Consider the following 16,435-nt stretch of genomic DNA (forward strand, 5'->3'; position numbering starts at 1 on the left):
CGGATGCTCATTCGAGGTTAACAAGGTCACTATTTCATTGGCACACCAGTTAGCCAACATAGGACGAGACCCTTGGCTAACCTTGTCATTTTTCTGGTCACTTTCGCCGTTATCGTCAGTGAAGTGAATAAACTGCAGTGCTTTATCACTGTCTTGCAGCACTTGTCCGCTCTCAGGATTTTCTAGGTTTACATTAGACGGTTTTTTTCCGGCCAGTACCGGTAAATAAGGAATACCAAAACCAAAGACACTCTCACTGACTTTACTGACGGCGCCTTCAGCAGTGGCTTCATTAGCGTTTTTATCAAAGAGTCGATTATAGCCAGCAATCATTTCGGGCGTGGAGCGCCAATTGGTATCCATCAACCAATGATAATCACAGCCACTGCGGGCATTTAAGTAGGCAAAAATATCACCACCACGAAAACCGTAAATAGCTTGCTTAGGATCGCCAATGAGAAACAAGCCGGCATTCGCTTTTACCGCGCTATTGCCATAATAGATAGCTTGTAAAATACCAAACTGTTTAGGGTCGGTATCTTGAAACTCATCAATTAATGCCACTGGATATTGCGCCAGTAACTGCTTAGCTAATTGGTTCGAATTCTCATCGCTTGAACTTTCACCGTTGGAACTATTATCACTCAAACAAGCTGGGCTAAGACAATAGGCTAAGGTATTAATAAGGTCGTCGAAATCGAGTAAGTTAAGCGCTTGTTTTTGTTCAATCACTTGCTGCCTGATACTGTAAATAGCTGATTTAACAATGGCGTAGGCTTTAGCTTTATTAATATTGTTGGCTAATTTCTTAACTTGCTCTTTAACTTCTTTTACCGCTGAAAACGCCTCAAGTAGCTCCGTTTTATAAGTGGATCTGGCATAGCGTTTACCATCAAAAAAACCATCGGGCATTTTTACTTTACCCTGACCGACATCCATCAGAGATATTTCTTCACTGATAATGCTTTCAAGCCATGATAGTAGCTGAGCTAGTTCGCTGCGCCTTTTATCTTGCTCGGCGCCCTTTTTCACCAATATTAAGGCATTTTCAAATAAATCACTGTTCGCCGTTAAGTTCTGCTGTGCTAGACGTACCAGCGCGATAAATTCAGCGCCAATACTTTCAACATCAACAACAGATAATGTACTGGTGTGTCCTATAGCCTTGCTAAAACTGGATAGAAAGCTTTGGGGTGTTGCCCAAAAACTCGCCAGTAACATAAAGCTGTCATCATCTGACTTGGCTAAACTACGATACCAATCTTGGCAAACTTGTAAGATTATCTCAGTAGAGTTTGCAGCCATGTTGGCATTAAAAGGTAAACCACTGGTAAAGGCATATTGATTTAAAACCCGTTGGCAAAAGCCATGAATAGTAAAAATTGCTGCTTCATCTAAAAACAGTAATGCGCGTTTTAATAAAAACTCTCGCTTCGTTTTTTCAATACGTGTATCGAGTACGGCAAAATAAGCGTCATCTTCACACAAGCGATCCCAGTCACTTAACGCTAAGCGAATAAAAACATCAATACGACCACGTAACTCTTGTGTGGCATCCTTGGTGAAGGTCATTAACAATATTTGCTCTACCGTTAATTCGCGTTCAAGCAATAAACGTAAATAGATACGGGTGATATTATAAGTTTTGCCGGTTCCGGCACTGGCTTCGATCAGATGTTTTCCACTTAAGCTAATGGAGGCGGCATCAAGGTTTTTCAGCGTTAGTGTTTCGCTGGCTACCTTGTTATCTAGGCTGTTAACTACCTGTTTATTAGATATTTGGTTAGCGTCAGGAGTATTAACTTGTGTCATTATTTTTTCTCCTGAGCAGCTTTAGTAGCTGTTTTTTTAGCTGCTGGTTTACTTGGTTTTTTGGCTGCTTGTTTAACGACCACTTGATATAAATCCTGATAAATAAATTCAATGTCAGCTTGATGCATAGCGTACTGCGGGCACTCTGGCCAAAAGTAACTCAGATAATCATCATCACTTAAACCGCGTGTACTCATATCCCCTAACCAAATGCCTTCAAAACGAGCTTGGGTCATTTCCGTTAGTTGACCTCGTTTTTTAGTAAATACCTTCTCTGCCAATTCGCCGTTTAACAACAAGGGTTGGTGTTGGCCTTTAAAGAACATCGTTATAAGGTTAACCAGCTTTGTTTTTGCATCATTAATATTAGCGACAGCAAACTGCTCTACTTTCTGCACTTTGGTATTAAAATATAAGCCAATAGTTTCAGTGACTTGTTGTAATTTTTTCCCATCGCTGTCTGCAACACCTTTATCATTTGGACTCGTTAGTTCATTAGCAATAAGTTGATCTTGCCAAACCTGTACCACGAGTTGATTGAAGTACATGGTGAATTTATCTTTAGCTTTAGCACTGGAACTACGATAGTGCACCAACAAATTATGCTTAACGGCTAATTGGCAGGTTAAAGCGACAGTTACTCTATCGCTACCTATGCCATCAACAGTAAGGTCTAAAGTACAGTTAATGATCTCCGGGTTATCACAGCTTAGTTTGTTTATTTCAGCGCTAAACTGCTGCACATCTTGCTGATAATCATTAAATAGCGTTGCTGTTGTCGGTAGATCGGGGAATTTACCCGATAACTGCGCCCGGGTTAATGCCTCAGCAGATTCCTCGCCTTCTAATTCGGCTTTGAGTAAGTCTTGGCGTAATAAGTAGCTTTGCAAGTGATTAACACTAAAAGGCTCAACATCTTCGAGTAAACTATGATCATTATCGAAATATAAATTAAACTGCTGTTGAGCAAACATTTTTGTCGGGTGCTGATAAAAACGGATTAATTGCTGGCCAGATAAACTCAGCTCTGTCGGTCTTTCTGATGTTTGCATGGCTAGCTGTGCAGAGTCATTGCCTGAGCTATAATTAACAGCCGAACTGTCTTTATCAGCTTTGCTTTGTCCAAGTGCTAACCAATTGGCATCAAAACTTGGCCATTTACCTTGATAGTTGTCGACACTAAATGCTTGCATGGCTAATTGGTAGATACCCTGGGGCTGAACACCGCCATCACTACTGTTGTCTAACTTGTCGGCATTTTCGGTATTGCCTTCTGAGAAATTCCAATCGTAGCCTTGGGCTAAATACTCCATCAACTCTTTTACTACCAGTGACGGTTGTTTCTCACTATTATTTTTAATATTTCGCCCTTGATAGCTCAGATATAACGAATTTCTAGCGGAAATAATCGCTTCAAGGAATAAGTACCTGTCATCACCGCGGCGTGACCTATCGCCCAATTGAGCCTTAGAAAGCGACATAAGATCAAAGCCTAACGCTTGGCGTTGCCGAGGAAAGTGACCATCATTTAAACCTAATACCGCGATAACTTTAAAAGGAATACTGCGCATAGGTAACATAGAGCAAAAAGTCACCTGACCGACCATAAACTGCTTACTGGCATCACCTTGACTAAAGTGTTGGCTTAAATAATCAACGACAATTAACAAGGAAATGTCATCTTCAAAATGCGCATGGTGACAATGTTCAACCAGACCAGAAATGGCTTGTTCAATCACCATCAGGCTATTTTCATTGCTAACGTTGTCGACATCAACTCGACTAAATAAGCTATTCAATTGCTCAAGCAAAAAGCTTTGCCATTGTATAGCGGTGCGAGAGCGCTGCAGGTTTTCACTAAAATAATGTAATTGCTCGATAAAGAGCATCAACTGACCCAGTAACACGCCATCACTGCCTTCAACATTACTCAACAACAATTGTTCTTGATAAATTTGTTCGCTGTCGGCATAAGCAAAGCCACGTAATAAACGTGACAAACCTTGTTGCCAAGTAAAAGCAGCGTTGGCTTGTGGTCCCAGCAATGATTGCTTGTGAGTTAAGTCTAAACCCCAATGCACCGTTGCTTGCTCTAGCCAAGCAGTGATCTTAACTAAGTCTTCACCGTTAATAGCAAAGTTGCTCGCCATGGCTGGTAAGCGTAAAAACGCTAACAATTGTGAAACACCAAATCGGCTGTCGGGTAAGCTTAGTAACTCAGTAAAAGCGGCAACTAATGGATCGCTATCTTTAGCGCTACGGTCCGCAATTGAACAAGGCAGTGGCGGTACTTCACCGGCTATATCTTGCCAACCACGGGTGAACACAGCATTAACATAGGGTGCGTATTCTTCAATTTGTGGGCACATCACCAAAATATCTTTGGGTGTTAAGCTTTTATCGTCGTTAAATTGATGCAATAAGTAGTCGTGTAGGGCTTGGACTTCCCGTAAGGCGCTATGACAACTGGTGATAACAATGGAGTCGTCTTGGCCAGTAGTTCTCTTGGCTTCATTTTCATCATTACTAACATCATTTTGTTCGTCATTTCTGGAGTAACTTCTGGCATCAGAGAGTGAGAGAATATCATTTTGCAGCTGATGTAAAACACTGGTCTTTTCAGCAAGTTCATTACTTGGTTGAGCACTTTTAGCTTGCTCAAATAAATCAATATCTATAGTACTGTAATTTTGCAGCATTGAGATAAATTCACGACCCTGCTGGCCTAAATTAGCCAATAGTGGATTACCGACAAAGTTTTGTACATCACTCTCATCTGCTGAAACACCATCCGACCATTGTGATAACTTATTCAGCGCATGCTTTGCAGTCATTGCTTGTTTATCGGTAATGATGTCTCCCCAATAAGAGAAACACGGATTAAGGTGAAAAAAGTGGACTTCAACATGTTCACTCAAGGCATTAAGAAAATCTAACCACATTGGTGCCATAGTATTCAGACCAAAGAAACTAATGCGTGGCGGAATAAGGTCTTTTTTGTTGGCTATATTAGCCATAGCATCATTGAGTAATTCAACCGGATTATAAGCTAGCTGGTCAATTAACAAGCGCCATAATTTGCCTTGCCATTTGTGTTCACTGCTAGCTACTTTTTCTAAACCTTTAAGCTCAAAAATACCTTTTTGCCAATTGTCTAACCACTGAGGTCTGAAAATTAAATACTGCTCATATAGATCGGCTAATTGTGTCGCTAGTTGATAGCGTTTTAACTGGGCATGTTTACTTTCTTTATTTGCGATATTACCACTAGTCTCTGCTGAGTCTTCACCACGCCAATAGTGGGTAGCTTGGCTGAAATCTTCATCCTCAACCACAGAATCTAAGGCTAAAAGTGCATGGATACGCCAACAAAGCACCTCTCTTGAGTAAGGTGACTGATCAGGCACCTTATCTTCGCTAGCTAGCGAGCGTATTAACTTCCATAAAAACTGCGCCGGTAACGCGTAACGCATATTCATGCTAATACCCCGTTCTTTGGCAATAGCTAAGTTAAGCCAATGCTGCATACCGGCATTTTGCACAACAATGACTTCTTGATTAAATACACCTAGGGGGGAAAGTTGCGATATTTTGTTGAGCAAGAGCAACAAATTTTCCATTTTGTTGGCAGGATAAAGATGGATCAAGATAATGCCTTAATTGTAAATGACTCTGCTTGCCAGTGGCGAAAAAACACTGAGGATGATATAAGAAAACAAGCAATAAAATTACCTTAAATTTAACCATAAGGCGTTAAAGAATACGAGTTAAATCATACCAATTCCAATAAGTTTCTTCTCACTCAGCGAGAGTTAAAAGTCTTAGAGGCAAGGCATTGATTGTAGAGAATGGTTATTCCCTTCTCAAAGTCAATAACGCTGCGTATAAGTCTGTTAAACTCGCCCTTTGGGAGCTTAACAGTGATTCGATAACCGCACAGAATTCATTTCATATAGAGTGACTATATGCAAAAAATTCTATTTGTTCTCAAAACGCTGGCAAGCTCTGAGTGGGAACAAACTTAATGGACTTGGTATTAACTCTTTATCTAAGGAAAAAAATGCTTTTATTTCGCGCTAGATTACACTTTTTGACAAAATCACACACTGTTTCGACATTTTGTTAACAAAACAGTCACCGAAGAAAATGCGCTTATTGGTTACATTAGCTTTCATCAAATCTGCTGCCAAACGACAACTAATGAATTTATATCAAGCAAGCTTTGCAACATCCGCAAAGCAGTTCCCCAATAATATCGCACTTTATGTTGAAGCAAGTGCAACAATAAATAACAGTGTAAGAGCCAATAAAGTACAAGTAAAAACTTTTACTTACCAAGCTTTATTTGAACTGAGTCAACAATGGGCAAAAAGCATTAGTTATTTTAATAATGGACATTGCCCAGTGGCTATTTATGGTGGCCGACAATGGCAGATGTACGCCGGCATACTAGCCATTCTTGCGAGTGATAACGCCTATGTTCCGCTAAATATCAAACAACCGGCTAAGCGTAATAACAAGGTATTATCTGAAATTAATAGCCAAGTACTTTTGGTTGCTGATAACGAAGACCCAACCGAGATATTGCAACAGATTGAACAGCCATTAGTTGTGCTTTATTTAGGAACAGATACACCTAGTTGGTTAACTAATAACAAACATCATCAGTGTTTTAATATTGACGATGCTAACTTAATCACAGCCAACTCAATGACACCCTCTTCAGTAATAGATACACCAATGCCTGCTGCCATCAATAACACTGATTTAAGCCCGATTACCTCTGCAGCAGCTGAATCAACTAAATCAACTAAATCAACAAATGAGAAAAATAAGCCACTAACTCAGAACCCCTATGCTTATATCTTATTTACCTCTGGCAGTACCGGAACACCAAAAGGCATTGCCGTTAGTCATCAAAATATTATCAATCATCTTCATCGCCTCGATAAGTTATTAAAGTTAACAGCAAAAGATAAAGTCAGTCAGTTTTTTGAATTAACCTTTGATTTATCCGTGCATGATATGTTCAGTTGTTGGCACAAAGGTGCTGCACTGTATATTATTCCAGCGGAGCAGCTTATCTGTCCTATGGCATTTATTCAAAAACACCAATTAACTGTTTTTTCTGCCGTTGCTTCAGCTTTATCTTTTATGGATAAAATGCGTTTACTAAAACCACAGCAATTACCTAGCCTAAGACTAAGCTGCTTTGGTGGTGAAAAGTTGCTCACCAACCAGGCGCTAAAGTGGCAAAAGTGTGCCCATAAAAGCCGAGTAATTAATCTCTATGGACCAACTGAGTGCACAATTACAGCCACTTACTTTGAATTGACGAATAAGAAAAAAATCACCTCTGCATCGGTACCCATTGGTCAAGCGCTGCCTGGATTAACGGCGATATTGGTAACGGACAACAAAAAGATCACTACCAGCAACTCCTTAGCCGAGTTGTATCTAGCAGGGGATCAGCTTGTTGCAGGTTACTATCAAGACAAAGAGAAAACAGCTCAAGCTTTTATCTCCCTATCAAGCCCGTTAACGCAGACACCAACACGTTTCTACCGTACCGGCGATATAGTCTATTATGACGAGCAAAAAAACATTGTTTTTCATGGCCGCAATGATCACCAATTTAAAGTATCAGGTCACCGTGTCGAAGCCGCTGAGATTGAGACGGCCATTGTTAGCTTTTCCAACGATATATCTTGGTGTGTTGTTGCTGCACAAACTGAACAGAGCGGTAATACCAAGATCATAGCTTTCATTGAATACAAGCGACACTCACCCTCTTGTTCAGCGTCGAGTTCAAGTCCAAGTTCTAACTTAGGCTTAGGCTTAGGCAATCACCAAGACACTATTAGCGAACTAAGAAAACATTGTTTACAACATTTACCTGCTTATATGGTGCCTGATGAGTTTAATCTCCAGCAGATTTTACCGCGTAATATCAGTGGCAAAGTGGATATCAAAGCATTACTGAGTGGTAACCATAATGACGACAATAATTACAACAAAAGTTACACCAATAACAGCAGCAAGAATAAGGAGACAATATAATGTCAATACAACAAAGTATCATTCAGTTCATTGAAGAAAAGACCCATAGCCCGTTAATAGATCTAACTGACAACTTACTCGGCACAATAAAATCATTCGATTTCATGATGCTTATGCTGGAACTCGAACAGAAATTCAAGCTGAAACTGCCCTTTGAGCAGGCACTTAGCACTAACTTAAGACAAATAGATGAGTTTATCTGTTGGGTTGAGTTGCACCATGAAAGTTAACAACGCCAGCAAGTCTACAACCACAGATATAACAAACTCAAAACGAAGCTTAATAAAGCAGAAAACAATTAGTCTTGGCATAAGATTATTAGTGAGTACTTTATTGAAGTTAACTAGAAACCGAAGAAAAAAATTGGTCCAAAACATTGGTAAAACAATATTACGTTTTGCCAATAAAACGAGAAAACGAGCGATAAACAATATTATTAACGCTATGCCAGAATTCAGTATCAAAGAAGCAACTGACTTGGCCTTTGACGCTTATGGTAATTGTGCCTATGGCGTGGCCGAATCATTTTGGTTATCACAAATTGAACCAGATATTTTTTGTGATGAAGAAACCTTACAAATTTTACAATCAGGCACAGGTGCTTGCATTGCTACCATGCATATAGGCTGCTACGAAGCAGTTCCGCTTGCGGTGGCTAAATTTGCTAAGCAATCCGTTACCTTAACTAACATCCCTGATTTTTTAGCGGATACAATGGACTTTTATTCTGAGGTTAATATTACCGCCATCAACAAAAAGTCTGAAAATGCTTTTAGCGAGTTAGTAACAAGGGCAGGAAATAATGCGTATATTTCTTTGCATTGCGATCTTTATGCCAACCAAACTGAAGTAACCTTTTTTGGACAAAAAACTAAAGCGCCCTCAGGCGTAGTTTTACTCGCAAAATTGACTAAAAAACCATTATTACTTGCCTATGCGGTCTATCAAGACGATGGCCAAGTACAAGTTTTTTTTGAAACGTTAACAAGTGATAAATTGGCCGAACAAAATACTGAGCAAGAAACAACGCAAGAAAGTGAGCAAACTGTTGAGCAAGTGATGGCACAAATTTACCAACGCTTCGAGCAGATAATTAGACAATACCCAAGTCAATGGTATTGGTCATATAACCGATGGAAAAACTACTCATCATGATAAGCAATATAAATAGTTTAGAGAAATCATCAAATAAGTCTGCAAGCAACACTGTAAATACTATTTCAAGTAAGGCTTCAAATAAGGCAGAAAAAAAAAGCGCTATATTATATCGCCGATTACTGTCTTATTATCTAGTACATAAAAAGCTTATTTTCATTGCCTTGCTGGCCTTGTGTTTATTTAGCTTGGTTGATGCTGGCATGATTTATTTCATCAAACCTCTAATTGATCAAGGCTTAGGAAAAGCCAATAGTAATACCTTACAACTAGGCGCTTTATTAGTCATAGGCATTTTTTTGTTACGTGGTTTGGCAAGTTTTAGCTCTAACTATGCAATTGCCTATGTCAGCAGCAAGGTGACTTATCGAATAAGGCAACAAGCTTTTAATAAATTATTATATTTACCCAGAGCATTTTTTGATAACAATAGCCGTGGCAGTCTTATTGCCAAATTAATCTATGATAGTGAGCAACTAGCTCAAGCGTTTTCCAGTGCTGTAGTTATTGTCATCCGAGAGTCTGTCATTATCTTAGTATTATTAACTATGATGTTTTACAACAGTTGGCAATTATCGTTAACGTTCCTTGTTATAGCCCCGATAATAGCGTTGATTATTAAGAAGGTATCCAAGCGTTTTAAAATTATTAGCCGCAGATTACAAAATAGTATGGGAGACGTCAGTAAAGCAACAGAGCAAGCAATTGTAAACCAACAAGAAATAATACTATTAAATACTAGCGGTCAAATAAGCAGTCAATTTGAGAAAATAAATAATCATAACCGCCAACAAAACATGAAGTTACAAGCGACAACTGCAGTAAGTAACCCGGTAATTCAACTTATTGCCTCGTTTGCTATTGCTGCGGTACTACTACTTGCCAGTAATGAGCAAGTACTTAATCAATTATCCCCTGGCACGTTCACCCTCGTTTTAATTGCCATGGCTTCATTGCTCAAACCATTAAAGCAATTAAGTAATATTAATCAACACTTGCAAAAAGGTTTAACTGCAGCAAGCAGCTTATTCAATTTTCTAGATGAAAAAGAAGAACATGATACTGGCAGCACGCCATTATTAGCACCATGTTCAAACATCACTTTCAAGAATGTATCTTTCACCTATAAAGGTAAAAATCAACCGGCATTAAAACAGTTTTCAGTAAATATAAAAGGCGGTACCCGTGTTGCCTTTGTTGGTGAATCTGGCAGCGGTAAAAGCACCCTAGCCCGCTTATTATTACGTTTATATCAATCTCCCCAGCAAAGCATTTTCATCAATGGTATTGCCATTGAAAAATATAGCTTAGCTTCACTTAGAGCACAGTTTGCTTTTGTATCACAAGATATTGTTTTAATAGACGACACCCTAGCAAACAATATCCGTTTTGGCTGTAATCGCCAGGTATCAAACGAAGAAGTTGAGCAAGCCGCAAGAGATGCAAATGTGACAGAATTTGCTGAAGAGCTTGCCTTAGGGATGAATACACCCATAGGAGAAAATGGTCGCAATTTATCGGGCGGGCAACGACAGCGTATTGCCATAGCTCGTGCGTTTTTACGTGATGCTAGCATTATCATCTTAGATGAAGCGACTTCTGCCTTAGACAACCATAGTGAACAACATATACAACAAGCTTTTACTCGTCTTAGTAAAGGCAAAACCTTACTGATTATTGCTCATAAGTTATCAAGCATCAAAAGTGCCGATGAAATTGTTGTGCTCAACAAAGGGGAATTAGTGGAACAAGGCACTCATATAGAGCTACTCGCTAAAGCAGGCTATTACCAAGCATTGCACCAGAAAAATGATTGAGTTAGGTATTACTGTAAAAGCGGAATAAAGTTGGAACCTTCTAAATAAAGATGGAAACTGACAATTTTATGTATTAAACGAAAGTTACCTTTCTTTAGGTAAACTGATCGCTAAAAGAAGAGATTGATGGGTGAATTTTAATTCCTACTTTTTATTGCAAGGGATAGCTGACATTCGGATATATACTCTATGGCGATTTCGACCCAGTTGCGTGATAGAGCTGAACAATTCCAACACGACTTTAACGCTTCGTTTGAGATGGTAGTTCGCCAAATCTTTCTCTATAGTACTTTGCCAATCTCCCCGGATGGTTTAACCCTAACTTTATCGCCATTACCAAAATATTTTGATTGGCTTGAGATTGTTTAATTTCTTCGCGCAACCTTTCCAAACGCAGCCCTAATAAATAAACCATCGGGGTATCGCCAGTAGATTTTTTAAATTGATAAATCAATATTCTTTTACTGGCATTGCTTGCTTGGCACAAATTATCAAGAGTAATGACTTCGCCAATGTTTTCTAGCATAAAACGTCTTGCCTCCCTGACAACCAAAGGTAATGACTTGCTATGGCTTAAGTGTAATAAACTGGTGAAACTGTTATCTATAAGCGTCAGTAACAAGGTTAATAAGTATGATTGGGCTTGCTTTAAATGTATTTCTTTTACACTTTGTTTGGTAATGAGTTTGTTATTAGCCAAAATACTTAATATTGAATCGCAAATACTGACCACCACTTCTTCAGGATGACCCGTTAAAGGGAAAACTAAATCAATTGCAGGTTGATGCAGTAATACCTCTCGGGCAAAGTTAACTAAGTATTTAGCTTCTATATGGATAATGAGCACTTTGACCCCTTCTGGGATGCTAAAATGGGGGGCATCATTAGGTGACAAGATAAACATTTGTCCCGGACTAACTTGTTTCACTTCAAGCCCTGATTTAACCAGAACCCTCCCCTTGAGAGGAAAGTGAAAAATATAAGCATCCCCAAGGGAATAGTGCTCTACCGATAGTTCACCCATCAGCGTATATTCGAAGAGTGACAAGTTCGCTAAATGCAGCGTATTTTCTATAAAGTAAAAGTTCGTTTGATCAGAATTGACTAAGCGATGGTAACCAAAATACGATCTGATTTTTTGGCTCGCCTGAAAGAGATCTTCAGTTTCAAAAAATTCTTCATTCTTTTTATCTTTCATCATTCCTGTAAACCAGATGTCGTTATATGTATCCTTATGTCTATTTTAGGATATAAATAGCTAGTTCTTCAAGCGTAAACTAGTCCATCTAAAAAATAATGGATGATTTAGCCACTGAGTGTTACATCGGAATTCTAAATTTTCCCGTTTGATAAAAGTTCAATTAGTAACCTACTCTATAGAGAAGCGGCTAATTAGACCTTAATGTGAGGAACAACATATGATTAAAATACACAATAAGAAAAAACAACTACTAGCCCTTGCTGTCTTATTAACCCTATTATCAGCTTGTCAACCCGCTCAGCCGGAGGCGGAAAAAATTGTCAGGCCTATAAAAGCGTTAACTATAGGGGATGCTGACATTCTTGCTGGCAAGGATTTTCCCGGCGTTGCTAAAGCCACCCAAGAAGTTGATTTATCGTTTAGGATTGCCGGTGTATTGGCAAAAATGCCAATCAAGGTTGGACAAAAAGTCCGCTTAGGTGATGAACTAGCGCATTTAGATCCCAGAGACTTTGAAGTTGAGCTTGCTAACGCCAGGGCCAGCATTGCCAGTGCCAAAGCCCAATTGGCCAATGCAACAGTCGAATATCAACGCGTAGTCAAGGTACAAAAAAACAATCCCGATGTGGTAAGCAAATCCACTGTTGATTTGCTCCTAGCCAATTTTGCACAAGCCAAAGCAGCATATGCCTCATCCCAAGCGCTAATGGATGCAGCCAAAGACAGATTAAGTTATGCAACCCTTAAGGCGCCGTTTGACGGTATTATCGTACGCCGTTATATTGAGAATTTTCAAGATGTCATCCCCAATAAGGCTGTTTTTAGATTAGTCAATATATCAAAAATTGAGATGGATATTCATATCCCTGAAAATTTGATTTCCAATTTACCCTACGTCAGAAATATTCGCGTGATTTTTGAGTCATTTCCCGAGATAACCATTCCTGCCGAAATAAAAGAAGTCAGTAATGAAGCGTCTTTATCAACCAGAACTTATCAAGTAAGACTGATTATGACTCCCCCTAACGGTATTAAAGTATTACCCGGCATGACCGGACGCGCTTATGGGGACGTTATAAAGGACAACATCAAGGCAAGTAACATCATTATTCCTGTATCGGCTGTTTTTAGCTCTTCGGATGCTAAATCAACCTATGTTTGGAAATATAATGCGAAATTACAAACAGTTAATAAACACAAGATAGGAAAAGGAGTTTTAGTCGATCAAGGTTTAGTGATAACAAAGGGCCTTCACTATGGCGATATTATTGCTATAGCAGGCATACACATACTCACAGAAGGGCAAGCGGTAACATTATTGGCTAACGGGAGTAAGTAATGAACCTAACTGAACTTGCTATCGAAAATAAAGTCGTCACCTATTTTACTATTGTCTTACTAAGTCTAGCCGGTACTTTCGCCTTTTTTTCTTTAGGACAACTCGAAGATCCTGAGTTCACGGTAAAAAATGCGCTAGTACTCACTATGTATAACGGGGCAACTGCACAGGAAGTAGAACAAGAGGTTACCGACCGCATTGAAAATGCCTTGCAAGAAATGCCTGAGCTTTCTTCATTACATTCTCGTTCAACTCCCGGATTTTCACTGATCAAAGTAGAAATTAAAGAGGAGTATTGGGCAGATCGCTTACCACAAGTGTGGGACAAACTAAGACGTAAAGTCGGTGATGTGCAGCGAGAATTACCTTACGGGGTAAGTGAAACCCAAGTGGTTGATGATTTTGGTAATGTCTATGGCTTAATGCTCGGCATCACTGGCGATGGATTCACCTATGCGGAAATCGATGACTATGTAAGAATGCTGCAAAAAAAGATCAGTTTACTCAAGGGGGTTGCAAGGGTTGATCTTTGGGGAAATCAACAAGAAGCGGTATTCATTGATATTTCAGCAAGTAAAGTAGCCAATCTAGGTATATCCAATGCAACTTTAGCCAACCTGTTAACCAGTCAAAATATGGTGGTAGATGCTGGTCATATTGAGTCGGGTAATAACCGCTTAAGGGTCAATCCAAGTGGTGATATTAAAACACCACAAGAAATAGCTGATATTGTTGTTTATGGTCAGTCATCAAATAACATGGGGGAATTTATCCGTATTGGTGATATTGCCACCGTTAATGAAGGTTATATAGAGCCAACAGATGCCCTGATGCGATTAAATGGCAAAGAAGCAATTGTATTATCAGTGTCCCCCTTAAATGGCATCAATGTGGTAGAAGTCGGCGAAAGAGTTGCCGCCAAACTAGCACAAATAACAAAAATCTTACCTGTGGGTATCGAAATAAACCAAATTCATTGGCAATCCGATGTGGTTAATGAATCCGTCAACGCATTTTTAATTAACTTTGTCGAAGCGGTATTAATTGTCTTGGTAATTCTTACCTTGGCTATGGGCTGGCGTATTGGCATTGTTATCGGTACTGCTTTGATTTTAACTATTTTAGCTACCTTTATGTTGATGGCAGTTTTTGGCATTGATTTACACCGCATGTCGTTAGGCGCATTAATCATAGCATTAGGCATGATGGTTGATAATGCCATTGTGGTCGCCGAGGGTTACGTGGTAAAAATTCAAAATGGTTTGAGTAAAAAAGACGCGGCGGTGCAATCAGCTAAAGCCCCGTCGATGGCATTATTAGGTGCAACGATTATTGCAGTGATGGCGTTTTACCCTATTTTTGCTTCCATTGAGAGTGCCGGTGAGTATTGCCGTACTTTATTTATTGTCGTTGCCATATCCCTAATGGTAAGTTGGCTAGTATCACTGACTATTACCCCTTTACAATGCATGTTCATGTTAAAGGTTGAAGCCAAACAAAATGATAAAGAAAGCAAGTTATTATCACTTTTTCGCCTGAGTTTAGAAGGGGCGTTAAAACATCGAGTATTAACTATAATCGGGGTTGTGACCTTACTGGTAATATCTTTAGGCACTTTCTCCAACGTGAAACAAATCTTCTTTCCTAGCTCTGCAATGACAAAAATCACCATAGATTATTGGGCGCAAGAAGGCATGAGAATTCAAGCAACTTCTGAGGGACTAAAAAAAATAGAAGAAAAGTTACTGTCTGATGAACGAGTCAACACAGTATCTACCTTTATAGGCAAAGGCTCACCACGATTTTATTTACCGGTTGACCCTGAAAACCCCAATCCGGCCTATGGACAAATTATTGTCAATATGCAAAGTTTCGACGATATAGATACCATGGTCAATGAATTGGAAGTGTGGCTCGCTAAAAATGTCACCGAAGCGATGACCCGAGTAAGAAAATATTCCGTTGGCCCAGCAATTACTTGGACCTTTGAAGCTCGGTTTATTGGCCCGCCAGATGCAGATCCCGCAGTGCTTAGAACTTTAGCCGTGCAAGGTATGGATATATTACATCGCAACCCTTTGGCAAAAGAAGTATCTACCGATTGGCGCCAACAAGTACTGGAAATTGTGCCCGAGTATAATCAAGTCAAAGGTCGACAAAGTGCTATTCTTCCGGTAGATCTTGCTACCACCACCAAACGTCTATTTGATGGTTACACTATTGGTGCTTATCGAAAAGGCGATAAACTGTTACCTATTATCGTGCGTGAAAAAGATGAATCTCGCACCATTAGTAGCTTGGAATCTTTACAGATCACGCCCTCAGGAAGCAGCAGTCCCATTCCTTTAGGGCAAGTGATAGATAAAATATCTACTCAATGGGTTAATCCTATAATTTGGCGCTATAACAGGCACAGAGCTATTACTGTGCAAGCCTCCCCAGTGGGAGTCACTATCGCTAAACTTAGAGCATCAGTGGTGGAAGAGTTTGAGCAAATAGCATTGCCTGCAGGTTATGAACTAGTATGGTTTGGCGAGCACAAAAACACCATTGACTCGCAAGATTCGTTAATTCCGGGTGTGCTACCCGCCTTAGCGATTATCTTATTTATTCTGGTGGCATTATTTAATGAAATACGGCCTATGATCATCATCATGTTGATCATTCCGTTTGTCATGATTGGCGTATCATTTGGTTTGCAAGTCAGTGGCGCTGCCTTTGGTTTTGTTACCTTATTAGGGGTAATGAGCTTGTCAGGCATGATGATAAAAAATGCCATTGTCTTGGTAGATCAAATTAATATTGAAAAGCTCGCGGGCAAAAGTGTCTATCAAGCCATAGTGGATGCAACCATTTCTCGCATTAGGCCAGTGTTTTTAGCGGCTGCTACCACTGTGCTTGGCGTGGCCCCACTAGTACCTGATGTATTTTGGCAAGGATTAGCCATTGCCATTATGGCTGGTTTAACTTTTGGTACCCTGCTTACCATGATTTTATTGCCCGTATTATATTCAATATTTTATCGAGCCACACCGAGCAAGTAGTCTAAAT

At 39.6% G+C, this 16,435-nt stretch carries 9 protein-coding genes; 6 read left to right on the plus strand and 3 right to left on the minus strand.

Translation table 11 applies throughout. The features are described 5' to 3' along the window. Together HRT50_RS03295 and recC are read right to left on the minus strand one after the other, a co-directional pair. Positions 1-1,812: exodeoxyribonuclease V subunit beta (locus HRT50_RS03295; protein ID WP_291611302.1), on the minus strand; the 1,812-nt coding region annotated here is incomplete at its 3' end. Next, complete coding sequence (gene recC, locus HRT50_RS03300) at positions 1,812-5,459, minus strand: exodeoxyribonuclease V subunit gamma (RefSeq protein ID WP_291611304.1); 3,648 nt, start codon at positions 5,457-5,459, stop codon at positions 1,812-1,814. The genes recC and HRT50_RS03295, both read right to left, overlap by 1 nt. Positions 5,460-6,012: 553 nt before the next feature. On the opposite strand from recC, the gene HRT50_RS03305 reads away from it, so the two are divergent. The 4 genes from HRT50_RS03305 to msbA are packed head-to-tail and all read left to right on the plus strand — an operon-like array spanning position 6,013 to position 10,844. Beyond that, positions 6,013-7,872 carry an AMP-binding protein gene (locus tag HRT50_RS03305; protein ID WP_291611306.1) on the plus strand — a complete coding sequence of 620 codons (1,860 nt, stop codon included), beginning with the start codon at positions 6,013-6,015 and terminating at the stop codon, positions 7,870-7,872. Then, positions 7,872-8,102, plus strand: coding sequence for a hypothetical protein (locus tag HRT50_RS03310; RefSeq protein ID WP_291611308.1), 231 nt, complete (start codon positions 7,872-7,874; stop codon positions 8,100-8,102). Before HRT50_RS03305 ends, HRT50_RS03310 begins: the two co-directional genes overlap by 1 nt. Next, on the plus strand, positions 8,092-9,027 hold the full coding sequence (locus HRT50_RS03315; RefSeq protein ID WP_291611310.1) for a lysophospholipid acyltransferase family protein: 936 nt from the start codon (positions 8,092-8,094) through the stop codon (positions 9,025-9,027). Before HRT50_RS03310 ends, HRT50_RS03315 begins: the two co-directional genes overlap by 11 nt. Further along, complete coding sequence (gene msbA, locus HRT50_RS03320; protein WP_291611312.1) at positions 9,024-10,844, plus strand: lipid A export permease/ATP-binding protein MsbA; 1,821 nt, start codon at positions 9,024-9,026, stop codon at positions 10,842-10,844. Before HRT50_RS03315 ends, msbA begins: the two co-directional genes overlap by 4 nt. A gap of 241 nt (positions 10,845-11,085) precedes the next feature. Here the strand turns inward: msbA and HRT50_RS03325 are convergent, their stop codons facing one another. Then, the gene (locus tag HRT50_RS03325) at positions 11,086-12,045 is read right to left on the minus strand and encodes an AraC family transcriptional regulator (protein ID WP_291611314.1); all 960 of its coding nucleotides are present in this window, start codon (positions 12,043-12,045) and stop codon (positions 11,086-11,088) included. Between the two features lie 217 nt (positions 12,046-12,262). On the opposite strand from HRT50_RS03325, the gene HRT50_RS03330 reads away from it, so the two are divergent. Further along, the gene (locus tag HRT50_RS03330) at positions 12,263-13,384 is read left to right on the plus strand and encodes an efflux RND transporter periplasmic adaptor subunit (RefSeq protein ID WP_291611316.1); all 1,122 of its coding nucleotides are present in this window, start codon (positions 12,263-12,265) and stop codon (positions 13,382-13,384) included. Next, positions 13,384-16,428 carry an efflux RND transporter permease subunit gene (locus HRT50_RS03335; protein ID WP_291611318.1) on the plus strand — a complete coding sequence of 1,015 codons (3,045 nt, stop codon included), beginning with the start codon at positions 13,384-13,386 and terminating at the stop codon, positions 16,426-16,428. The genes HRT50_RS03330 and HRT50_RS03335 overlap by 1 nt, the downstream gene beginning before the upstream one ends. Positions 16,429-16,435: the final 7 nt, after the last annotated feature.

The organism is Colwellia sp. (assembly GCF_013215345.1).
Lineage (GTDB): Bacteria > Pseudomonadota > Gammaproteobacteria > Enterobacterales > Alteromonadaceae > Colwellia.